29 protein-coding genes are annotated in these 22,021 nt (G+C 62.3%); 15 read left to right on the forward strand and 14 right to left on the reverse strand.

The genetic code is table 11. The features are described from left to right. Positions 1-2 precede the first annotated feature (2 nt). Positions 3-662 (reverse strand): cell division ATP-binding protein FtsE, encoded by a 660-nt coding sequence (gene ftsE / locus RO009_06240; protein ID MDT3684623.1) that lies wholly within the window; start codon positions 660-662, stop codon positions 3-5. Positions 663-868: 206 nt separating this feature from the next. On the opposite strand from ftsE, the gene RO009_06245 reads away from it, so the two are divergent. Then, on the forward strand, positions 869-1,807 hold the full coding sequence (locus RO009_06245; protein MDT3684624.1) for a zinc-ribbon domain-containing protein: 939 nt from the start codon (positions 869-871) through the stop codon (positions 1,805-1,807). A gap of 8 nt (positions 1,808-1,815) precedes the next feature. Next, a complete protein-coding gene (locus tag RO009_06250) occupies positions 1,816-2,193 on the forward strand; it encodes a response regulator (GenBank protein MDT3684625.1) in 378 nt (125 codons plus the stop codon). A 19-nt stretch (positions 2,194-2,212) separates the two neighbouring features. Here RO009_06250 and sigJ read toward each other — a convergent pair whose 3' ends face one another. The 6 genes from sigJ to argH all read right to left on the reverse strand — a co-directional run bounded on the left by sigJ (position 2,213) and on the right by argH (position 9,538). After that, positions 2,213-3,097 carry an RNA polymerase sigma factor SigJ gene (sigJ, locus tag RO009_06255; GenBank protein MDT3684626.1) on the reverse strand — a complete coding sequence of 295 codons (885 nt, stop codon included), beginning with the start codon at positions 3,095-3,097 and terminating at the stop codon, positions 2,213-2,215. Between the two features lies 1 nt (position 3,098). Continuing rightward, a complete protein-coding gene (locus RO009_06260) occupies positions 3,099-3,533 on the reverse strand; it encodes a carboxymuconolactone decarboxylase family protein (GenBank protein ID MDT3684627.1) in 435 nt (144 codons plus the stop codon). A 200-nt stretch (positions 3,534-3,733) separates the two neighbouring features. After that, positions 3,734-6,304, reverse strand: a complete 2,571-nt coding sequence (locus tag RO009_06265; GenBank protein MDT3684628.1) for a TIGR02302 family protein — start codon at positions 6,302-6,304, stop codon at positions 3,734-3,736. 122 nt (positions 6,305-6,426) lie between these two features. After that, positions 6,427-7,692 (reverse strand): diaminopimelate decarboxylase, encoded by a 1,266-nt coding sequence (gene lysA / locus RO009_06270; GenBank protein MDT3684629.1) that lies wholly within the window; start codon positions 7,690-7,692, stop codon positions 6,427-6,429. Positions 7,693-7,699: 7 nt separating this feature from the next. Beyond that, positions 7,700-7,954, reverse strand: coding sequence for a hypothetical protein (locus tag RO009_06275; protein MDT3684630.1), 255 nt, complete (start codon positions 7,952-7,954; stop codon positions 7,700-7,702). A gap of 192 nt (positions 7,955-8,146) precedes the next feature. After that, a complete protein-coding gene (argH, locus tag RO009_06280; GenBank protein MDT3684631.1) occupies positions 8,147-9,538 on the reverse strand; it encodes an argininosuccinate lyase in 1,392 nt (463 codons plus the stop codon). Between the two features lie 24 nt (positions 9,539-9,562). Between argH and RO009_06285 the strand changes: the two genes are divergently transcribed. Beyond that, positions 9,563-10,231: a TlpA disulfide reductase family protein gene (locus RO009_06285; GenBank protein MDT3684632.1), complete on the forward strand. Its 669-nt coding sequence runs from the start codon at positions 9,563-9,565 to the stop codon at positions 10,229-10,231. A gap of 151 nt (positions 10,232-10,382) precedes the next feature. Here the strand turns inward: RO009_06285 and RO009_06290 are convergent, their stop codons facing one another. Both RO009_06290 and RO009_06295 read right to left on the reverse strand, forming a co-directional pair. After that, positions 10,383-10,574, reverse strand: a complete 192-nt coding sequence (locus RO009_06290; protein ID MDT3684633.1) for a hypothetical protein — start codon at positions 10,572-10,574, stop codon at positions 10,383-10,385. A 27-nt stretch (positions 10,575-10,601) separates the two neighbouring features. Further along, positions 10,602-10,883, reverse strand: coding sequence for a hypothetical protein (locus RO009_06295; protein MDT3684634.1), 282 nt, complete (start codon positions 10,881-10,883; stop codon positions 10,602-10,604). Between the two features lie 209 nt (positions 10,884-11,092). Between RO009_06295 and RO009_06300 the strand changes: the two genes are divergently transcribed. The 10 genes from RO009_06300 to RO009_06345 all read left to right on the forward strand — a co-directional run bounded on the left by RO009_06300 (position 11,093) and on the right by RO009_06345 (position 16,323). Next, positions 11,093-11,512 (forward strand): metalloregulator ArsR/SmtB family transcription factor, encoded by a 420-nt coding sequence (locus tag RO009_06300; GenBank protein ID MDT3684635.1) that lies wholly within the window; start codon positions 11,093-11,095, stop codon positions 11,510-11,512. Next, entirely contained in the window at positions 11,422-11,856 is a 435-nt protein-coding gene (locus RO009_06305) for an SRPBCC domain-containing protein (protein ID MDT3684636.1), read from the forward strand. The genes RO009_06300 and RO009_06305 overlap by 91 nt, the downstream gene beginning before the upstream one ends. Before the next feature lie 17 nt (positions 11,857-11,873). Continuing rightward, entirely contained in the window at positions 11,874-12,503 is a 630-nt protein-coding gene (locus RO009_06310; protein MDT3684637.1) for a glutathione S-transferase family protein, read from the forward strand. 27 nt (positions 12,504-12,530) lie between these two features. Then, the gene (locus RO009_06315; protein MDT3684638.1) at positions 12,531-12,911 is read left to right on the forward strand and encodes a VOC family protein; all 381 of its coding nucleotides are present in this window, start codon (positions 12,531-12,533) and stop codon (positions 12,909-12,911) included. A 42-nt stretch (positions 12,912-12,953) separates the two neighbouring features. Further along, positions 12,954-13,718 (forward strand): thioredoxin family protein, encoded by a 765-nt coding sequence (locus RO009_06320; protein MDT3684639.1) that lies wholly within the window; start codon positions 12,954-12,956, stop codon positions 13,716-13,718. Between the two features lie 42 nt (positions 13,719-13,760). Then, positions 13,761-14,273, forward strand: coding sequence for a VOC family protein (locus tag RO009_06325; GenBank protein MDT3684640.1), 513 nt, complete (start codon positions 13,761-13,763; stop codon positions 14,271-14,273). Positions 14,274-14,324: 51 nt separating this feature from the next. After that, entirely contained in the window at positions 14,325-14,744 is a 420-nt protein-coding gene (locus RO009_06330) for a VOC family protein (protein MDT3684641.1), read from the forward strand. A gap of 25 nt (positions 14,745-14,769) precedes the next feature. Beyond that, positions 14,770-15,129 (forward strand): DUF1428 domain-containing protein, encoded by a 360-nt coding sequence (locus tag RO009_06335; GenBank protein ID MDT3684642.1) that lies wholly within the window; start codon positions 14,770-14,772, stop codon positions 15,127-15,129. Between the two features lie 138 nt (positions 15,130-15,267). Then, positions 15,268-15,813 carry an SRPBCC family protein gene (locus RO009_06340; protein ID MDT3684643.1) on the forward strand — a complete coding sequence of 182 codons (546 nt, stop codon included), beginning with the start codon at positions 15,268-15,270 and terminating at the stop codon, positions 15,811-15,813. Between the two features lie 27 nt (positions 15,814-15,840). After that, positions 15,841-16,323, forward strand: coding sequence for a DUF1579 domain-containing protein (locus RO009_06345; protein MDT3684644.1), 483 nt, complete (start codon positions 15,841-15,843; stop codon positions 16,321-16,323). 100 nt (positions 16,324-16,423) lie between these two features. Here RO009_06345 and RO009_06350 read toward each other — a convergent pair whose 3' ends face one another. After that, positions 16,424-17,209: an SDR family oxidoreductase gene (locus tag RO009_06350; GenBank protein MDT3684645.1), complete on the reverse strand. Its 786-nt coding sequence runs from the start codon at positions 17,207-17,209 to the stop codon at positions 16,424-16,426. Between the two features lie 41 nt (positions 17,210-17,250). Next, positions 17,251-17,760, reverse strand: coding sequence for a helix-turn-helix domain-containing protein (locus RO009_06355; protein MDT3684646.1), 510 nt, complete (start codon positions 17,758-17,760; stop codon positions 17,251-17,253). An 87-nt stretch (positions 17,761-17,847) separates the two neighbouring features. On the opposite strand from RO009_06355, the gene RO009_06360 reads away from it, so the two are divergent. Then, positions 17,848-18,489: a dihydrofolate reductase family protein gene (locus RO009_06360; protein MDT3684647.1), complete on the forward strand. Its 642-nt coding sequence runs from the start codon at positions 17,848-17,850 to the stop codon at positions 18,487-18,489. A gap of 11 nt (positions 18,490-18,500) precedes the next feature. Further along, positions 18,501-19,148, forward strand: a complete 648-nt coding sequence (locus RO009_06365; GenBank protein MDT3684648.1) for a glutathione S-transferase family protein — start codon at positions 18,501-18,503, stop codon at positions 19,146-19,148. A 74-nt stretch (positions 19,149-19,222) separates the two neighbouring features. Here RO009_06365 and RO009_06370 read toward each other — a convergent pair whose 3' ends face one another. The 3 genes from RO009_06370 to RO009_06380 form a co-directional block, all read right to left on the reverse strand. After that, on the reverse strand, positions 19,223-20,104 hold the full coding sequence (locus tag RO009_06370) for a 3-hydroxybutyryl-CoA dehydrogenase (protein MDT3684649.1): 882 nt from the start codon (positions 20,102-20,104) through the stop codon (positions 19,223-19,225). A 141-nt stretch (positions 20,105-20,245) separates the two neighbouring features. Continuing rightward, positions 20,246-21,190, reverse strand: a complete 945-nt coding sequence (locus RO009_06375; protein MDT3684650.1) for an FAD-binding protein — start codon at positions 21,188-21,190, stop codon at positions 20,246-20,248. After that, a complete protein-coding gene (locus RO009_06380) occupies positions 21,190-21,939 on the reverse strand; it encodes an electron transfer flavoprotein subunit beta/FixA family protein (GenBank protein MDT3684651.1) in 750 nt (249 codons plus the stop codon). The genes RO009_06375 and RO009_06380 overlap by 1 nt, the downstream gene beginning before the upstream one ends. Positions 21,940-22,021: the final 82 nt, after the last annotated feature.

Consider the following 22,021-nt stretch of genomic DNA (forward strand, 5'->3'; position numbering starts at 1 on the left):
GCTCAATCGTAAAGATGCAGGCGGCCCTCGTGCAGCACGAGACGGCGCGCATCGTATTGATCCATCAGGGCGATGTCGTGGGTTGCGATCACCACCGCGGTGCCGGTCTTGTTCAGTTCGACAAACAGCCGCAGCAAACGCTGGCCGAGATTGGGATCGACATTGCCGGTCGGCTCGTCTGCGAGCAGCAGTTCGGGTCGGGCGATAACCGCGCGAGCGATCGCCGCGCGCTGCTTCTCTCCGCCCGAGAGAACCGGCGGCAGCGCCCACATGCGCTCGCCGAGCCCCACCCATTGCAGCAATTCGATCACCTCGGACCGGTAGCTCGCCTCATCCCGGCCCATGACCCGGAAAGGCAGCGCCACATTCTCATAGGTGGTCATGTGGTCGAGCAGGCGGAAATCCTGGAAGACAATGCCGATGCGCCGCCGCAGGGCGGCGAGATCGTCGCTGTCGAGGCTTGCGATATCGCAATTGAACAGGGTCATCAGGCCGCGGGTGGGCCGGATCGACATGTAAAGCAGCTTGAGCAGGGAGGTCTTGCCGGCGCCGGAGGGGCCGGTCAGGAACTGGAATGAATGCGGTTCAATGCGGAAAGTGAGGTCGCGCAGCACCTCCGGGCCCAGGCCGTATCGCAATCCCACATTCTCGAACCGGACCACGCCCCGCTCCGATGGTCTGCACGCCGGCCAGCCTGCGTGGCGGCCGGCTCCCCACTGATTCGGCCTTTTTCGCCGATCTCTGTGACTTTTACAGGATTGGTCCCAACCCGCCAGCGCCGGCCAAATGCGACATTTCCGGCCGTCATGGTTTCCGATGCTTTAACGGTCGCCTGCTAGGCTGCCCGCCGGATCACAGTGGCGTAGTGATGATGTTGATCGTCTGTCCCCAATGTGCTGCGTCCTACCAGGTCGCACCCAGCTCGCTCGGCCTGGACGGCCGTTCGGTTCGTTGCGCCAATTGCCACACGATCTGGTTTGCGACACCGGTGGAAGCCGTGCTGGAAGGGACGGCGGATGTTTCCGTCCCCTTGCCGGACAGCGCGAGCGGCGCGACCGACCACATGGTCACCGATGAGTCCATTTCCTCCGCCCCTGTTGAGCCGCATGACCGCCTGCCGCTTGGTGACGACATTGCGGTCGCGGATGGTGCCCGCGACGGCGATATCTCTGCCGACATCGCCACCCTTCCAGACGAACCCGCGTCGGCCGTGCTCGGCCATTCTCCCTCCATCGTTCCGCCGATCGAGGATGCCAGCGCGCTGCAATATTCCACCCCACCGCCCGGCGAAGACATCGAAAGCCTCGCCGCGCGCCGTGAGGCGGAGCGGCAAAAGCGCCAAATCTGGCGCAGGCTGAAGCCGGGGGTTCCGAGCCTCGCTACGGTGATCGTGATTCTCGGCGGCGTGTTTGTGGTTCTGCTCGCGGCGCGCGACCAGATCGTCGGATTCGCGCCGCAGACCGCATCTTTCTATGCCTCGATCGGCATGCCGGTGAATCTGCGCGGATTGGATTTCGAAAATATCCGTGTCATCCGCGACACCCAGGACGGTATTCCGGTGCTGGTCGTGGAAGGCACGATCGTCGCCTCCGGCAAGGGAATCGTCGAAGTGCCGCGGCTGCGCTTCGCCATTCACGATCAGACCGGCAAGGAAATCTATACCTGGACCATGATGCCGAGCCGCACCTTGGTGGCATCGGGCGAAACCCTACCGTTTCGCTCGCGGCTTGCCTCACCTCCGGCGGAAGGCCGGGACGTGAGTATACGTTTCTTTAATCGGCGGGATGCGATGTCCGGCTTCCGGTGAGGACTCGCATGGCTCGCATTCTTCTTGCAGAAGACGAAGATTCGCTGCGTGCACTGGTTGCGCGCGCACTGAAACAGGCCGGGCATGACGTCATCGCGCAGAGCGACGGGGCGGCCGCGCTGGATTGCCTGGTGCGCGAGAACGGCAAATTCGATCTGCTCCTCACCGACATCCGCATGCCGATTATGGACGGCATCGCACTGGCATTGACCGCGAGCCGCGACTATCCGCGTCTCACCATCCTGCTGATGACCGGCTATGCCGACCAGCGCGAACGCGCGCATGGCCTCAGCCTCCTGATCCACGACGTGATCACCAAGCCTTTCACGCTCACCGCCATTTGCGGTGCGGTGAGCGAGGCGCTGGCCGAGCGCAAGGTGCATTGACGGCACCGCTGTGCCGGCTTCACACGATCGCTGCGCCGCCCAGAGCGGAAAGTTTGTCTGGATTTCGCATGATGTAGATGCCGGCCGCGCGCCCCTCCTCGTCATAAGCGAACGAGACGGATGCGATGGTCGCACCGTCCTTGCGCACGATAACACCCCGGGTGCCGTTGATATCAGTCACCACCCATTCATAGCCATTCCAGTTCGCGTGCAGGACCTGCGTGATGAAGCCGAGCACGCTGGTCTTGCCGCGCAGCACTTCCAGCGTCGCCGGCACCTTGCCGCCGCCGTCCGCCGCCAATTCGATCTCGTCCGACAGGAGCGCGGCGAATTGTTGGGTATGCCCGCTGACGATGGCCGCTTCGAAAGCCGCCAGCAACTCGTTTTGGCGTTCCGGCGGCGTGACATGCCGCACCTTGGTCTGATCGATGTTGGCGCGGGCGCGCGATACCAGCTTGCGGCAGGCCGACTCCTGCATGTCCAGGGCTTTTGCAATGTCCGGATAGGCAACGTCGAAAATCTCGTGCAGCAAATATGCGGCGCGCTCTTTCGGCGTCAGCCTTTCCAGCAGCAACAGAAAGGCCGTGGTAAGAGAGGAGGTCAGCGACAATTTTTCCTCCGACATCTCCTCGGTCACCGTATGCACGGGCTCCGGCAGCCACGGCCCGACATAGTCGACACGCGTACGATGCGCGGCGCGTAACAGATCGATGCAGCGGCGGGTGCAGGCGGTGGTTAGCCAGGCTGCCGGACTCTCGATTTCGTCCTTGTCGGCCATCTGCCACTTGATGAAGGTGTCCTGCACCGCATCCTCGGCGTCGGCGCGCGAGCCAAGGATGCGGTAGGCCAGTCCCAGCAGCATGGGGCGATTGTTCTCGAAAATCAGAACGCCTTGGTCAGACATGTCAGTGCCTCGACACTCCAAGTCTGTTCCACATATTGATCATTGCGGCGATCGTGGTCAGCAGCCCGATTTCCTTATCGGTGAAGTGATGGCGCAGCTGCGCCCGCAAGGCCGCATAATCGGTTTTGCGATCGAGATAGGTGAGCGCTTCCGTCCAGGCCAGCGCAGCGCGCTCGCGCTCGCTGAAATCCGACACATGCTCCCACACGACGACCCGGTCGAGCCGATCATTGGTCTCACCGTCTTCGCGTGCCTCTCGTGTATGCATCTTCACACAATGCGCACATTCGTTGATCTGCGAGGCGCGCAGCAGAACCAGATGGTAGATTGTCCGGTCGAAGCCGTGGACGTCGATCGTCTTGTGAACATTCTGCAAGGCCTGCAAAACGTCCGGGATTTCCTGCTCGTAGCGGACGGCAAGGGTCCTGTCACTCATCGTCTTTCTCCATCGTGAGGCGGTTATGCCCTGATGACGAAGGAGCGGACGAGTTTGTGACGTGGGCCGCGAAAAATCTTTGCGGGCCCGCGAGTGTCGGTGACCGTTCATGTCGTCCCCGCGCAAGCGGGTACCCATAGCCACATTGCTATCGGGGTGTTTATGGGTCCCCACTTGCGGGGGGACGACCTAGAAGAGCCTCAGAAGTCTCGTAGCAGGCGCTCGATATAATCGAGTTCAAGCTGCGGGCGCGCCGGATCGGAGAAGCGGCGGCGTAGCTCTTCCAGGATACGGCGGGCGCGCTGCACGTCGATCTCGCCCGGCACTTTGACGGTGACGTCGTCGTTATAGCCGCGGGTCTGCCGTCCTAGCGGGTCAGTCTCCTGTGCCGCCCGATTCTGCTGGCGGCCGCCGGGCTGGCCGGGTCCGGGCCCCATGCCCTGTTGCTGCTGCATGGACTGCGCCATCCCCTGCGCGCCGCGACGCAAGGCTTCAAGCGCACGCCCCTGTGCGTCGACCGCGCTGTCGGCCTGGCCATCGCCGAGCGAGCCTTCGGCATCTCCCATCGCCTCGCCGGCGCGGCCAAGCTGCTGCATGCCGCCGTCGCCCTGCTCGCCCTGATCATTGGGCTGCTGCTGGCCGAGTCCGCGCTGGCGCAATTGCTCGAGCAGCTTCTGCAGCTGCTCGCGCAGGGCCTGCTGATTCTGCCGCAATTCGCCGAAATTCTGCTGGCCTTGCTGACCCTGCTGGCCGCGCTGGCGCTCGCGCCGCTGATCCTGTCCCTGGCGGAAGGTGCGGTCGCGCAATTGTTGCTGCTCGCGGATCATGTTGCCGAGCTCGTCGAGCGCCGACATCATGTCGTCGCCGTCATCGCCGTCCTGCTGCTGACCCGGGCGGGCCGTCTGCAGGTTTTCCAGCATCGACTGCAACTGCTCGAGCAGGCGCCGCGCCGCATCCTTGGCGCCGGAGCGCGCCAGATCCTCGAGGCGGTCTATCATGTTCTTGAGATCCTGCGGCCGCAGGCTGCGGGCATTGGGATCCGCCTGCCGCGACAGCCGCTGCGGATTCCTGCGCATTTCTTCCGCCAGCGCCTGAAGGAACTTGTCGAGCGCCGCGCGCAGATCGTCGGTCAGCTTCTTGATCTCTTCATCGCTGGCGCCGCGTTCCAGCGCCTCGCGCAGGGCTTCCTGGGCGTTGCGCAACGCAGCCTCGGCGTCGGACACATTGCCGTCCTCAAGCGTCACCGCCATGTCCCAGAGCCGCGCCACCACGTCGCGCAAGGCGTCGTCGCTGCGGGCGCGGGTGAGCTGCCAGTAGATTGAGCGCAGGCCGAGATAGACGCCGCTTTCGATCTTGAACACTTCCGGCGCAATGGCGAGCGCGTCGAGCGCCATCAGTACCCGCGATTTGGATTCGGCATCGAGCGCCAGAATGCGCCGCTGCTCGATCAGCGCGCGCGCCATAGGCTTGGTGAAGATGCGCTGCGGCAACTGCAATTCGATCGCCTCGGAACGCCCTTCATTGCCGCCTTCGTCGCGTGCGATCAGAGTCATCGTGACATCGGCGCCGGCCCAGGGATGATCGGACACGTTCCTTGTCGTCTGGCCCGCGCCTGCACGCGTGCGCGCCTGCGGCAGGGCCAGCGGAAAATCCGGAGCGCCGTAAAGGGCGCGCGGACGGCGCCCCTGCGGGTCAGCCGCCTGCTTGAGGGCGAAAGACGCGTGCGCTTCGACCACGCCGTAATCGTCTTCCATCTTGTAATTGAGAAGTAGCGAACCGCGCAGTTGCGGCTCCGGATCCTTGGTCAGCGCGATGGCAGGCGCATGATCAGGAATCGCGGTGAACGACCAGACCACGTCACGGCCGAGACCGCGCAGCACGACTTCACCCTGATCCTGAATCACGAAACGATGTTCTTCCGCATCCGCCGCCGCGGGCGCCGCCGATGCGGCAGGAGCGGCGCTTGTCTCGGTCTCTTCCTTCGGCGCGTTGAGCCCGCCTTTGGCGACGATGTCGAGCTTAGCAACGCCGGTCGAGCGAATGACCAACACCGAGCCCGCCGGCACCGCAATCGGCGCAGATGCGCGCGCGGTTTCGCCAGGCCGGAGGCCGGGCAGGATGACGGGCGGCCGTGCCGTATATGCCGGCGGTGTCACCCATGCATCGACGCGGTAATTCGCCGGGGCGACGACGCCGTGCCAGTCGAACGCCATCGCCACGCGGCGATTGCGGTCGCCGCCCGCCGCGAAAAAGCTCGCGACCACGAGGATGAGAACCAGCGCGCGCAAAGCGTAAGGATCGCGCGTGACAAGACGCGGCGACGGCCAGCCGGCCTTGAGATTGCGGGCCGCGCTGAGCGCGCGTTCAAGATGTACACGCCACAAGGCCTGCGAAACCGGATCATCCTGTGCCATGGACAGCCGGTCGGCCACTGCCGTCGCGGGGCGGTGTGCTCGCCCGCTGACGCGGTCGAGCCGACGCAACCCCTCGAAGATGCCCGGCATGCGCACATGCACAAAGGGCCATGCGGCCGCGAGCAGCAGGACCGCAAACAGCGCCATGCCGATGGCGCGGCCCATAGGCGGCAGCCACAGCCAGAGACCGATCCAGGACAAGGCCAGGAAAAGTCCGAGAACCGTGAGCACCGCCGCAAGTGGCGGCCAGACCCGTTCCCACAGGATCGATCTGCGGGCCCGGACGATGGCCCGTTCCAGCCGGGAAGTCCCGCTCCGTGGATCGGACATTTCAGGCCCTTGCGGCGTCTGGGTCACCTCGGTCTCCGGGCTGACGACATCAAATAGCTTACCATGGCCCCTGATTCACAACACCGGCGCACGGGATTGTGAAGCAAGGCGCAGGCCAGCCATGACCGAAACATGGGTCTTGCGTGCGATCAGAGCCAGTCCGGCAGCCGATCGAGCGCAATCAATGCGTCGACTTCGAGGCGGGGGCGGATGAGCGCCCATTTATCGCCTTTCACCAGCACCTCGGGCACGAGCGGCCGGGTATTGTAGGTGCCGGCCTGCACTGCGCCATAGGCGCCCGCCGACATGACGGCAAGCAGGTCGCCCGGCTTTGGTTCCGCCAGTTCGCGATTGAGCGCGAGATAATCACCGGTTTCGCACACCGGACCCACCACGTCCGCGCGCAGCATCTTCTGCGACTTTGAGGCTTCCGACACCGGCCAGATCTCATGATGCGCTTCATAGAGCGTCGGGCGCACGAGATCATTCATCGCCGCGTCGACGATCACGAAATGTTTCGCTTCGCCATGCTTCAGATACAGGACGCGGGTGACCAGGATGCCGGCGTTGCCGACCAGCAAACGCCCCGGCTCGAAGATCAGCCTGCAATTCAGATCGCGCGTCGCGCGCTTGACGATGTCGGCATAGTCGGCCGGAAGCGGCGGCGCCTTCTCAGAATTGTTATAGGGGATCCCCAGGCCGCCGCCGAGATCGACATGTTCGATCTCGTGCCCGTCGGTGCGCAATTGCTTCACGAAATCCGACAGCAACGCGAAGGCGTTTGCGAACGGCGTCAGATCAGTGATCTGGCTGCCGATATGCATGTCGACACCGTGCACACGCACGCCCTGCAGCTTCGCCGCATGCGCATAGACCTCGCGCGCGCGGCTGATCGGAATTCCGAACTTGTTCTCGGATTTTCCGGTCGCGATCTTGGCATGCGTCTTTGCATCGATGTCGGGATTAACCCGCACGGAGATGTCCATGCGTCTGCCTTTCGATGCGGCGATTTCCGACAGCAAATCCAGTTCCGGCTCGGATTCGACATTGACGCAGAGAATGTCTTCGTCCACCGCGAGCGCGAGCTCATGCGCGGCCTTGCCGATGCCGGAGAACATGATCTTCTTCGCCGGAATGCCGGCGGCGCGCGCGCGCTTCAATTCGCCGGCAGAGACAACATCGGCGCCGGCGCCGAGCCTGGCAAATGTCCCGATCACCGCCTGATTGGAATTCGCCTTGACCGCGTAACAGACCAGCGCCGGAACATCTGCGAAAGCCTCGGCGAAGACGCGGTAATGCCGCTCGAGCGTGGCGGAGGAATAGCAGTAAAACGGGGTTCCAACCTCCTCCGCGAGCGCGACGAGATTGACCGCCTCGGCATGCAGAACGCCGTCGCGATAGGCGAAGTGATGCATCGCGGTCTCAGTTGAGCAGGACGTCGAGGGGAATGCGCTTGTCTTCGCCTCTGACCCGGGGAAGTCCGGTCGAACTGCCGCGATCGATCAGATTGCCGCTTTGCGAGCTCTGTGTTTGCTGCGCGCCGCCTGTCGTCTGGTCGACGGCGCCGCCGGGCGGCGCGTCCAGCGGACCTTTGCGCCCGCAACCGCCAGCAACCAAGGCCGCGGCCAGCGCGCCCACCAAAACAATGCGGGAAAACAAACGGTTAGTGCGGATCACAAATAGCTCCTCAGCGAGGCGGGGACCATAGCAGAACCTCTCACTTTGTCATCGCCCGCGAAATGCGGGAGATCCAGTACACAACGAGATACCGTGGTTACTGGATGCCCATCTCCCCCCGCTAAAGCTTCGGAGGCCAAGCTCCATGCCCTTCGAAGCCTTGGCGAAGACGGGTCACGGGGCATGACAAGCTCACTTTGAGTCTTTCTCCAGCCGTTTCAGCCACTTTTTCGCCTGTGCCCGTACATTCTTCGGCGCTGTTCCGCCGAAGCTGGTCCGGCTTTTCACTGAACGGTCGACCGACAGCACCGAATACACTTCTGCGGTGATGCGCGGCTCGACCGCATGCATCGCGGCGAGCGGCAGACGATGCAGGGGCATGCCCGAATTCGCAGCCTCGGCGACGAGCCGGCCGGTGACGTGATGCGCATCGCGGAACGGGATTTTCAGCGTGCGCACCAACCAGTCGGCCAGATCGGTGGCGGTGGCATAGCCCTCGCCTGCCGCCTTCTTCATGCGCGGCACGTCCGGCACGATGTCGCGCACCATGCCGGTCATGGCGGCGATGCAGAGCGAGAGCGCGGCGAAGGCTTCCATCGCGCCCTCCTTGTCTTCCTGCATGTCCTTCTGATAGGCGAGCGGCAGGCCCTTCATCACGATGACCAGCGCGTTCAGCGCGCCGGCGATGCGTCCGACCTTGGCGCGCACGAGCTCCGCCGCATCGGGATTGCGCTTCTGCGGCATGATTGAGGAGCCGGTGGTGAACTTGTCCGACAGGCTCATCAGGCCGGTGAGCGGCGAGGTCCAGATCACGATCTCTTCCGCGAGCCGCGACAAATGCACGGCACAAATCGTCGAAGCTGCGAGCGTCTCCAGCACAAAGTCGCGGTCGGAAACGGCATCGAGCGAATTCGCAGTCGGGCGGTCGAACCCGAGCGCCTTCGCCGTCATGTCGCGATCGAGCGGAAAGGATGTACCGGCGAGCGCGGCGGAGCCGAGCGGCAGTTCGTTCAGCCGCTTGCGCGCGTCGGCGAAGCGGCCGCGGTCGCGCGCGACCATCTCGACATAGGCGAGCAAGTGATGGCCGAAGGTCACCGGCTGCGCGGTCTGCAGGTGGGTGAGGCCCGGCATCACTGTGCCGGCATGTTCTTCCGCCTTTTCGGCCAGCGCCTTCTGAAAATCCACCAGCGACTGATCGATCGTATCAATGGTGTCGCGCACCCAGAGCTTGAAATCGGTGGCGACCTGGTCGTTGCGCGAGCGCGCGGTGTGCAGCCGCCCGGCCGCCGGCCCGATCAGCGCCGCCAGCCGGCTTTCGACATTCATGTGAATGTCTTCCAGCGCCCGCTCGAACTTGAACTTGCCGGCTTCGATCTCGGCGAGGATGGTGTCCAGCCCCTGCGCGATTTTGGCGCCGTCCTCTGCCGTAATAATGCCTTGCTGCACCAGCATGGCCGCGTGGGCCTTGCTTGCGGCGATGTCCTGGCGGTAGAGGTGCCGGTCGACGTCGATCGATGCGTTGATCGCCTCCATGATCGCGTCAGGGCTCGACGCGAAGCGCCCGCCCCACATCTTGTTGCTCATTTCTCCACCGAAGGTTGACCGGCCATGACCCCCTCCTCCTACGATGCAGCCCGCAGCTTTGCGAAAAAGCGGCTGGCAGTGATGGCGGTGGGCGGCGTGGCCGGCGTCGCGTTTGGGCTTTTGGCGGTATACGGGATTGCCACCCTGACTCGCAATGCGGCGACCGATCCGGGCTGCCGCCCGGCGGCGGAGATGGCTGACAGGCTGAAACCCCTGATCAAGGGCGAAATTGCCGCCCTTGCCCCGGCGACCACCCCGGTCCGCGTAAGCGACCTTGCCTTCAGGGATGCCGGCGGCAAGGAGCGCAAATTGTCGGAATGGAATGACCGCCTGGTGCTGCTCAATCTCTGGGCCACCTGGTGCGTGCCCTGCCGCAAGGAAATGCCGGCACTCGACGCCCTCCAGCAGAAGCTGGGCGGGCCTGCCTTTGAGGTGGTCGCCGTCAATATCGATACCCGCGACGCCGACAAGCCGAAGGCGTGGCTGAAGGAGGTCGGCATCAGCGGCCTCACCTATTATGCCGACCCGACTGCCAAGATTTTCCAGGACCTGAAAGCGATGGGCAGAGCCTTCGGCATGCCGACGACGCTGCTGGTCGACGGCAAGGGTTGCGAAGTCGCGACACTCGCCGGACCCGCCGAATGGGCGAGCGAGGATGCGGTGAGGTTTATAGAAGCGGCATTGAAGAAATAGTTCCTGGCGCGCGCGTCAACAGCCCGCTCCGAATGGACTGGCGACTGACGTCAGCCGGCCACCAGCGGGTGGGCAAGGGACGAAGAGTTTCAAGGATGAGGAGCGCGTATCTCCGGTCGGGAATCGCGCTCTCTGTCGCCGAGGTGAATTGTCAGGCTGAAATATCCAAATTCCCGCCGACGCCCGCCGGCAGCGCCGCTTTTGTCGCGGCCAGTGTCTCTTCCAGCACCTGCACAATCGACGCCGCGGCTTGCGCATTCATCTTCAGCATCTCGGCGCCGAGCGCGATCTGCGTTTGCGTCGCGCTGGCGGATGCAAAGGACGTTGCAATTGCGGTGTTCATGCTGACCTGAATTTCCTTGCGGTCCGGCTAGATCAGTTCATCCCACTTGGCTTCCGCCTGCTGCTTTTCCAGCGCCTCGGCCTTGGCCTTCGCGGCGGCGGCATTGCGATCAATCGCGGCCTGCACCGCTAGCGCGCCGGATTGCTGAATATGGTTCTGCGCGGCCGCGCTGAATCCAGCGCTCGCAGCCTGCATGGATTCAAGACGTTCCTTGCTGCGCTGCTGCTTCTCTTTCCACTGCATGGTCTGCTCCCATGCCGTCGGCATGCGGATCCAGCCCATGCGTCTGATTTGAATCGATCCAGCCATGGATTCGCTCCGTGGCCAACTATAGCGGCGGGTGCGTTAGCAAAAACTTACCTGTGTCTTAACGGCTCAACGCAACGTTACCCGCGCACCGTCGCCGGAAGGCGCGCCGTCAAATGGTCACGGCGATCGCCGACACTCCACCCTCACATTTTTTTTGGGCGCCGCTTTTCCGGCTTGACCCTCAGGCCCAACCCTCTATACTTAACCATATGGTTTACTATTCAGATCAGCCGCTCGACCGCACCTTCAGCGCCCTCTCCGACCCGACCCGGCGCGCGATCCTGACGCGTTTGAGCGAACAAGAAACGATGTCGGTCAGCCAATTGGCCGAACCGTTCACGATGTCTCTGCCAGCGATCATGAAGCATCTCGACGTGCTGTCGGATGCCGGCCTGATCACCCGCACCAAGACCGGCCGCACCGTCGCGTGCCAACTGAATGCGGGGCCGATGGAGGAAGCCATGCACTGGCTCGCCCATTACCAGCGCTTCTGGACCTCGGCCCTCGACCGCCTTGCCGCGTTTGTGGAGGAAGATTCATGCTCGCCAAGCCCAGCGTCACCCTCGCCCGCCGTATCAAGGCGCCGCCGGCAAAAGTCTTCGCCGCGTGGACGGACGCGGAAAAGCTGATCAAGTGGTTCGGCCCGCATCAGACGATCGACGGTTCGGTGAAGGCCGATCTCGATGTGCGTGAAGGCGGCCGCTATCAGATCAGCTTCACGACCGACGACGGCGAATACCATCAGGTCGGCGGCGTCTATCGCGAGGTGGTGCCGGATCAGCGGCTGCAATTCACCTGGGCATGGCACACCATGACCGAGCGCGAGTCGCTCGTCACCGTGACGGTCAAACCTGACGGCGACGGCACGCTGCTGACGCTGCTGCACGAACAATTCTTCGATCAGGCCGCCGCCGACGGACACAAGCGCGGCTGGACAGGCACGCTCGACAAGCTCGAACAGTTTTTTGTCTGAGGTGGGAGGGACACGTGATGAAGCTCTATTATTTCGACACCCTCAATCCACGGAAAGCCTGCACCGTCGCGCGCTATCTAAATTCGCCGGTCGAGTTCGTCCATGTCAATCTCGGCAAGGGCGAGCACAAGAGTCCGCAATATCTCGCGGTCAATCCCAACGGCAAGGTGCCGGCGCTGGAAGACGGCGATCTCAAGCTGTGGGAAGCCAATGCGATCATGTGCCATCTTGCCGGCGCGTCAGATTCCGATTTGTGGCCCAAGGAGACGGAGCGGCAGGTCGAAGTGATGCGCTGGCTGAGCTGGAACAGCGAGCATTTCACCCATCATGCCAGCGCGCTCTACTTTGAATATCTCATCAAGCCGCGTTTCGGGCTGGGCACGATTGATCGTGCCGCCGTGATCGAGGCCTCGGGATGGGTGACGAAATTCGGTGCCGTACTCGACGATCATCTGAACGGCCCCAAATTCCTGCTCGGCGACGCGCTCACGATCGCCGACTTCGCGGTCGCGATCACGCTGCCCTATGCGAAGGAGGCGCATATTCCGCTTGATGGCTTCCCGCATATCCAACGCTGGCATGATCGGCTGAACGAATTGCCGGCCTGGCGCGAGCCGTTTCCCACAACGGAAGCCGTCGCCGCCTGACCGCGTGCCGGATCAAGGAACAGAGTCATGACATCGCACGGCCAATTCCACTGGAATGAACTGATGAGCCGCGACGTCGAACGCGACAAGCGGTTCTATCACGACACAGTCGGCTGGACTTTCGAGGCCATGCCGATGAGCGACGGGCGCACCTACTGGGTTGCCAACATGGGCGGCAGGCCAGTGGCGGGCATTTTCCCCCTCGACACGCCCGAATTCGAGGACGTTCAACCGGGCTGGATGCCGTATCTCGCCGTGGACGATGTCGATGCGCGTGCCGCGAAAGCAGTGAGTGCAGGCGCGCAATTTATGCGGCCGATTTTCGATGTGCCGCAATTCGGCCGCATCACCATCCTGCGCGAGCCCGGCGGAGCCGGGATCGGATGGATGACGCCGGTTCCGATGTGATCACGCCGGCGATCGAAACACCGCAGAGCAAGGGAGACGACCATGCAGACGCACAAGATCGTTTCACGCCACGACTGGCTCACCGCCCGCAAGGCGCTGCTGGCGAAGGAAAAGGAGATGACGCATCTGCGCGACCGCATCAGCGAAGAGCGCCGCGCCCTGCCCTGGGTCAGGGTCGAGAAGACCTATGTGTTCGACACGCCAAAGGGCAAGAAGACGCTGGCCGACCTTTTCGAAGGCCGCAGCCAACTCATCGTCAAGCATTTCATGCTGGCGCCGGGACAGATCGAAGGCTGCGTCGGCTGCTCATTCGAAATGGATCACGTCGAGGCGGCGCTGCAACATCTGGAACACCACGATGTGAAGTTCGTGTCGATTGCGCGCGCACCGCTGAACGAGATCGAGGCGTTCAAGGCCCGCATGGGCTGGCGCTTCGACTGGGTGTCGTCCTTCGGCAGCGACTTCAACTACGATTTCGATGTCTCGTTCACGCCCGACCAGATCGAGAAGGGCGATGCTTTCTACAACTACAAGAAGGGCCCACTGCCGCTGGAGGACCTGTCCGGCTTCAGCGTATTCTACAAGAACGACAGAGGCGAGATGTTCCACACTTATTCCGCCTTCGGGCGCGGCGCGGAGGAAGTGCTCGGGACCTACATGCTGCTTGATCTGACACCGAAAGGCCGCAACGAGACTGGCCCGAACCATAATCTCACCGACTGGGTGCGCCACCACGACCGCTATGGCACTGACGGCCATGTGAGCGAGATCGGTCGTTGGGTGCCCCCAGCGGCCTGTTGCGGATAACCCGGTCCGCAAATCTGCAAACGGCGACAGAAGGAGGACAGCATGCCGATCAACTCGCGGAAGATCACGCCCTGCCTGTGGTTCGACAACCAGGCCGAGGACGCCGCCAAATTCTACGTGTCGATCTTCAAGAATTCGAAGATCAAGCGCGTCAGCCGCTACAGCAAGGCCGGCCACGACATCCACAAACGGCCGGCCGGCTCAGCGATGACGGTCGAATTCGAACTCGACGGGCAGTCCTTCACCGCGCTCAATGGCGGTCCGATCTTCACATTCGACGAGGCGATCTCCTTCCAGATCCCCTGCGAGACGCAGGAGGAGATCGACTATTACTGGAGCCGGCTGACCGCGGATGGCGGCTCGGAAGGCCCCTGCGGCTGGGTGAAGGACAAGTTCGGCCTCTCCTGGCAGGTGGTGCCGACGGCGCTCGCCGACATGCTGATGGACCACAATTCCGAAAAGACCGAACGCGTCACCGCCGCGTTCCTACAGATGAAGAAATTCGACATCGCCAAGCTCAAACGCGTCTACGCGGGCGAAGCGGCCGCGGCGTGATTGACCGCCATTCAACACGAGAACGCAACACGCTTGGAAAAGGAACATCTCATGCCTATCCAACCCTATCTCTTCTTTGACGGCCGCTGCGAAGAGGCGCTCGATTTCTACAAGCGCGCGCTCGGCGCAGAAGTCACGATGCTGATGCGTTTCAAGGACAGCCCGGAACCGCCATCGGCCGACTGCGTGCAGCCGGGCAATCTGGACAAGGTGATGCATGCGAGCCTCAAGATCGGCGATTCGGAAATCATGGCGTCGGACGGCAATTGCCAGGGCAAGGCGTCCTTCCAGGGGTTTGGGCTGTCGCTCCCCGCCAAGGATGAGGCACAGGCGGAAAAATTCTTCACCGCCCTGTCCGATGGCGGTCAGGTGCAGCAGCCGCTGACCAAGACTTTCTTTTCGCCGCGCTTCGGCATGGTCGCCGACCGTTTCGGCATCACCTGGATGGTGATTGTCCCGCAGCCGATGTGACAACCAGAAAGCTGGAGAATTTCACATGCCTTATATCGACGGATTTGTCGTTCCCGTTCCGAAGAAGAATATCGCCGCCTATCGCAGCATGGCGCGGCGCGCCGGCAAGATCTGGCGCGAGTACGGCGCGCTCGAGTTCATGGAATGTGTCGCCGACGACGTCAAGAAAGGCAAATGGACATCGTTCCCACGCAGCGTGAAGCTGAAACCAAATGAGACCGTGGTCTTTTCCTACATCGTCTACAAGTCACGCAAATCGCGCGACAAGGTTCTTGCCAAGGTGATGAAGGACCCGCGGCTGGCGAAGGACATGGTGCCCGGCGCCATGCCCTTCGACGGCAAGCGCATGATTTATGGCGGGTTCAAGTCGCTCGTCGAACTCTGAAGCGTTGATGCTCGATAGGTCGGGTTGAGCTCTGGCCGGCATGAATGCCGCATGGACGCAGAGTTCGAACTGCTGGCCGCACGCGTGACGCAAGCCGAACCACTCACTCATTCGCCAATTTTCTCATAGGAGACGATCATGCTGACAACGATTCTTCTCGCTATTGCGGCCGTCATCGCCGCCATCCTGATCTTTGCGAGCACCAAGCCGAACAGCTTCCGGATCAGCCGCTCGGCTACGATCAACGCGAGACCGGAAAGCATCTTCCCGCTGGTGAACGAGCTGCGCGCGCACCGCGCGTGGTCGCCATTCGATCAAGATGCGGGGATGAGGCGAAGCTATAGCGGGCCCGAGTCCGGCAAGGGTGCGATGATGCAGTTCGACGGCGGCAACAAGACCGGCGTGGGCAGCATTTCCATCACGGACGTGGTCGCGCCGTCCAAAATCCTGATGAACCTGATCATGACCAAGCCGATGAAATGCAACAACACCGTCGAATTCACCTTCGAGCCGAAAGACGGCGCGACGCAAGTGACCTGGGCAATGTACGGCCCGCAACCTTATATCGGCAAACTCATGAACGTGTTTATCGACTGCAACAAGATGTGTGAGCGGCAGTTCGATGCGGGCCTCGCCAAGCTGAAGGCCATTGCCGAAGGTGACCGCATCAGGCCGGCCGCTTAACAGACATGCCAAGAAGGGACCCAGGTCATGGACATCAAACCGCAGAAGGAACATGCGTGGCTGCAAAACCTGGTCGGCGAATGGACCTCCGAAATGGAGTGCGTCATGGGGCCGGATCAGCCGCCGATAAAAAGCAAAGGCGTCGAAAGCGTTCGCTCGATCGGCGGACTCTGGACCATGGGCGAAGGCAGCGGCGAAATGCCGGACGGCAGCAAGATGATCAGCATGATGACGCTGGGATACGACCCGCAAAAGCAGCGCTTTGTCGGCACCTTCATCGCGTCAATGATGACACACATGTGGGTCTACGAGGGAGCGCTTGACGTCGCCGGCAAGATGCTGACGCTTGACACCGAAGGACCAGGCATGTCCGGCGATGGCAAGATGATGAAATACAAGGACATCATCACCTTCGTCGGCGACGATCACCGCACGCTCACCTCGCGCGTGCAAGGTGACGACGGCCAATGGACGGAATTCATGACCGCGCATTACCGGCGCAAAAAATGATCGCGCCATTTCAGTCGGCCAATGCTGCCCCTGGCCGACCGAGCAAAGGCCGTGGCGAGATTTCGCCACGGCCTTCTTGCATCCAATCAGACGCCTTCGATTATCCATTCCTCCGCTGTCCGCGCAGCGTCGGAAGGCCGATGCCGGTCGCCTCGAAGCCGCCATCGACGGCGATCATCTGCCCGGTGACATAGCTCGCGTGCTCGCCGCACAGGAAGAAGATCACTTCGGCCAGTTCCTGCTCAAGCCCGTAGCGATTGAGCGGAATGGTGTCGTGATAATCGGCGCGGATCTCCGGCGTGTGCACCGCCTTCGCCATCGCGGTGTCGACCGGGCCTGGCGCCACCGCATTGACGCGAATGCCGAGGGCGGCCAGTTCGACCGCCTGCTGTTTGGTCAGATGTGCCAGGGCCGCCTTGCTGGTGCCGTAGGCGACGCGCAGCGTCGAGGCGCGCAACGAGGAGATCGAGGTGATATTGACGATAGCGCCGCCGGTCTCGCGCATGAGCGGCACTGCGGCCTGCGTGCACAGAAAAGGGCCAGTGAGATTGACCGCCAGCGTGCGCGACCAGTCCTCCAGCGTCGTCTCCAGCAGCGGTCGAAAGATCGCGATGCCGGCGTTGTTGACGAGTGCGTCGAGCCGGCCGAAGCGTTCGCCGACCCGCGCAACCGATGTTGCAACGCCATTGGCATCGGCGACGTCGCAATGCAGGGGCAGCGTCATTTCCGGCGCGGCCAGCGCCGCATAGGTTTTCGACAGCGTCTCGTTATCGATGTCGAGCAGCGCCACGCGCCAGCCCTCGGAAAGAAACTTCTTGGCCGTCGTCAGCCCAATGCCCCGCGCGGCGCCAGTGACGAGCGCAACCTTTCCCGTTTTCCTGGTCATTCTTCTTCCCCGTCCGGTTGTTCGCGGTCGCTACAGTGCGGTTACCTGCCGCGCGCGACAACCTCTTCATACGCTTTCCTCAGCCGTTCGAACACCGACGGCCCGCGTGGCTTTGGCTTCAGCCGCGCGCCGGCCCCGAGATGCATTTCGCGCAATTCGTCCATGAACTCCGCCCACAGCTTGGGCCCGCCCTCCCTCAGCAGATGCGCGCGGATGGCGAGGTCGTCGGTAACCGGAAGATATTTCACGCCCCACGCCGCCATCTGCGCCAGCACCGGCAAGAGTTCGATGCCCTTTTCGGTAAGACTGTAGATCGCTTTCTGCTTGTGGGTCGGATCGTCCGTCTTGATGAGGATGCCCTGCTCCAGGAGCATCTTCAGGCGGTCGGCGAGGATGTTGGAGGCGATGCCCTCCTCCGACCGTGTCAGCAATTCACGGAAATGGCGCCGGTTGCCGAAGATGATGTCGCGGATGATGAGGAGGCTCCATTTGTCACCCAGAATCTCCAGGGTGAGATTGATCGGGCAGCCGGAGCGGTGGATGTCGTTCATTGAAGCCCCCAAAAACCGCTTGCATTCTGCCATCAGCGATCCTAAGATGCAACTGGTTGCATATCTAAATCAGCTGGTGAACCCGCCATGCCCAAGCTTCGCGTCCACGCCTTCACCATATCGCTCGACGGCTATGGCGCCGGCCCCGACCAGAGCCTCGACAACCCGCTCGGCATCGGCGGAGAGGAGCTGCACGAATGGATGTTGGCTACCCGCACGTTCCGGACCATGTTCGGACAGGACGGCGGCGCAACGGATGTTGATGATGATTTTGCCAAGCGTAGCTTTGAGAATATCGGAGCCTGGATCATGGGCCGCAACATGTTCGCGCCGAGCCGCGGAGACTGGCCGGACGATAACTGGAAGGGCTGGTGGGGCGACAATCCGCCTTACCACTGCCCTGTATTCGTCCTCACCAATCATCCGCGCGCTTCGATCATCATGGAGGGCGGAACGACCTTCCATTTTGTGACCGACGGCATCGACGCTGCGCTGGAACGCGCGACTGACGCGGCAGGCGCAAAAGACGTCCGCGTTGGCGGTGGCACGTCCACGATCCGGCAATACCTGCAGGCAGGACTTGTCGACGAAATGCATTTTGCCATTTCGCCGGTCCTGCTCGGCACCGGCGAGCATCTTCTTGCCGGGTTCGATCTTCCGAAGCTCGGCTATCGGCGCAGCGAACACGTCACCACGCCGAAGGCCATGCATATCGTTCTCACCAAGTAGGGAAGCCTAGCATGTCCCTCACGCTCTATTTCCATCCTCTGTCATCATTCTGCATGAAGGTGCTGATTGCGCTCTACGAGAACGACACGCCGTTCACGCCGCATGTCGTCGATCTAATGGACCAGACCGCGGCGGCGAACCTCAAGAAGATGTGGCCGATCGGAAAATTTCCGGTCATGCGCGACGACGCGAGGAACCAGACAATCCCGGAGACCAGCATCATCATCGAATATCTCGATCAGCATTTTCCCGGTCAGACCCGCTTCATTCCAGCCGACAGAACCCTCGCCTTGCAGAGCCGACTGCAGGATCGTTTTTACGATCTCTACGTGCAACTGCCGATGCAGGGGATCGTCGGCGATCGGCTGCGCCCGGCGGAGAAGAAGGATCCTTTCGGCGTCACGCAAGCGAAGGAGCGCCTTGCCGGCGTGTACGAGATGATCGAGCGCGACATGGCGCAGAAAACCTGGGCTATCGGTGACGACTTCACCATTGCCGATTGCGCCGCAGCGCCGGCGTTGTTCTACGCCAACAAGGTGCTGCCGTTGGAAGGCCACAAGAATGTTGTGGCCTATCTTGAGCGGCTGACACAGCGTCCGTCTTATGCACGAGCGCTGAAGGAAGCCGAGCCGTATTTCAGGTTTTTTCCGAAGGAATAGATTGCAGAAACGGTCGGGCGGTTTGGCGCAGCGTACCCGCCGATAGAGCGGCTATGGATATAGCACTCGGGTGGCTACCGCGTCGGGATCGGCTTTTCGCCGCGATAATCGTAGAAGCCGCGCTGCGTCTTGCGGCCGAGCCAACCGGCCTCGACATATTTCACCAGCAGCGGGCACGGGCGATATTTCGAATCCGCCAACCCCTCGTGCAGCACCTGCATCACCGAGAGGCAAGTGTCGAGACCGATGAAGTCGGCGAGCTCGAGCGGCCCCATCGGATGATGCGCCCCGAGCTTCATCGCGGTGTCGATCGCCTCCACCGTGCCGACGCCTTCATACAACGTGTAGATCGCCTCGTTGATCATCGGCAGCAGGATGCGGTTGACGATGAAGGCCGGGAAATCCTCCGACACCGCAATGGTCTTATGCAGCGCAGTGACAAAGGCCTTGCTGGCCTCGAAGGTCTGGTCGGCGGTGGCGATGCCGCGGATCAGCTCAACCAGTTCCATGCGCGGCACCGGATTCATGAAGTGAATGCCGATGAAACGTTCCGGCCGGTCGGTCGCGGAGGCGAGCCGCGTGATCGAGATCGACGACGTATTGCTGGCGAGAATGGCGTCCGGCTTCAGCGACGGACAGAGATCGGCGAAAATCTTGCGCTTGATCTCTTCCTTTTCAATCGCGGACTCGATCACGAGATCGCAATCGCCGAGATCATCGAGCTTCTCCGCGCTGACGATGCGTTTCAACACGGCCTGCCGCTGATCCTCGGTGAGAGTCTGCTTGGAGACCTGGCGCGCCAGATTGCCATTGACGGTCGCCAGCGCCTGCTTGATGCGCTCCGGCGAGACGTCGTTCAGCTTCACGTCAAGGTTGGCGAGCGCGCAGACCTGGGCGATCCCGCTGCCCATCTGCCCTGCCCCGATCACGCCGATCTTACGAATGGGTTGCGCCATGTTGTTCCGTCCAAAAGCCGCCCGCTATTTCCCGCCCAAATCTCCAGCCGACGCTTTTTACGCCGATCTTTCGGGACTTGCCACTGCGGGCCTTGCCTTCATGTGACTTGCTATCGCAAGCCGGTCACCCGTTCCTTAAGATCACCCTTTCAGCTTGGCCAGCTCGGCATCGAGCTCGGGCAGCACCTGATAGAGATCGGCCACGAGGCCGTAATCGGCCACCTGGAAGATCGGCGCTTCCTCGTCCTTGTTGATCGCCACGATGACCTTGGAATCCTTCATGCCCGCCAGATGCTGAATGGCACCTGAAATGCCGACCGCGATATAGAGCTCGGGTGCGACTACCTTGCCGGTCTGGCCGACCTGCCAGTCATTCGGGGCATAGCCGGCATCAACCGCCGCGCGCGAGGCGCCCATGGCAGCGCCGAGCTTGTCGGCCACCGGCTCGATATATTTGGTGAAATTTTCCCGGTTCTGCATGGCGCGGCCGCCGGAGATGATGATCCGGGCGGAGGTAAGTTCGGGGCGGTCGGATTTCGACAGCTCTTCGCCGACAAAGCTCGACAGGCCGGGATCGGCCGCTGCGGCGACGGTCTCGATCGGCGCTGAGCCGCCTGCACCGGTCGCCTGGAAGGTCGAGGTTCGCACCGTGATGACCTTCTTGTTGTCGGTCGACTTCACGGTCTGGATGGCGTTGCCGGCATAGATCGGCCGCTCAAACGTGTCGGGCGAAATCACTTTCGTGATGTCGGAAATCTGCATCACATCGAGCAGCGCCGCGACCCGCGGCATCACATTCTTGCCGGTCGTGGTCGCGGGGGCGACCAGCGCATCGTATTGATCCGCCAGCGAGACGATCAGCGCCGCGGTCGGCTCGGCGAGACGGTGTTCGAGGCTGTCGCTTTCAGCCAGCAACACCTTAGCGACACCGTCGAGCTTTGCCGCTTCCTCGGCAACGGCGCGACAGCCCTTGCCTGCGACCAGCACATGCACCTCGCCGCCGAGCGCCTTCGCGGCCGTCAGCGCCTTGTGCGTGGAATCCTTCAACGTCTTGTTGTCGTGTTTGGCGAGAAGCAAAGTTGTCATCACAGAACCCCCGCCTCGTTCTTCAGCTTCTCGACAAGTTCGGCGACTGAACCGACCTTCACGCCGGCCTTGCGGCCGCCGGGCTCTGTCGTCTTCACGACTTCGAGCCGCGGCTTGATGTCGACGCCATAGGTCTCCGGCGTTTTCTCGTCGATCGGCTTCTTCTTCGCCTTCATGATGTTGGGCAGGCTCGCGTAGCGCGGCTCATTCAGCCGCAGATCCGTCGTGACAATGGCGGGGCCTTTCAGCTTCACCGTCTGCAGGCCGCCATCGACCTCGCGGGTCACCGAGATGTCGCCGCCATCGATCACGATCTTGGAGGCGAAGGTGCCCTGCGGCCAGCCAAGCAGGGCGGCCAACATCTGTCCGGTCTGGTTGCAATCATCGTCGATCGCCTGCTTGCCCATAATGACCAGCCCCGGCTTTTCCTCATCGACAATGGCTTTGAGGATTTTCGCGACCGCCAGCGGCTCGACCATGGTGTCGGTCTTCACCAGGATGCCGCGGTCGGCGCCCATGGCGAGCCCGGTGCGGATGGTCTCGGCGGCCTGCGCCGGGCCGATCGAGACGCATACGATTTCGGTGGCCTTGCCGGCTTCCTTCAGCCGGATCGCCTCCTCGACGGCGATCTCGTCGAAGGGATTCATCGACATTTTGACGTTGGCCAGTTCGACGCCGGAACCGTCGGATTTGACGCGGACCTTCACATTGAAATCGATTACCCGCTTGACGGGCACGAGGACTTTCATGGGTCATCCTTCGCAGGTGCGAAATCGGGGCTACCTAAAGGGAGGATTACGCGGATTGTCAACGCGGGGAGTTGACTATTGC

Source organism: Pseudorhodoplanes sp. (assembly GCA_032027085.1).
Taxonomy (GTDB): Bacteria; Pseudomonadota; Alphaproteobacteria; order Rhizobiales; family Xanthobacteraceae; genus Pseudorhodoplanes.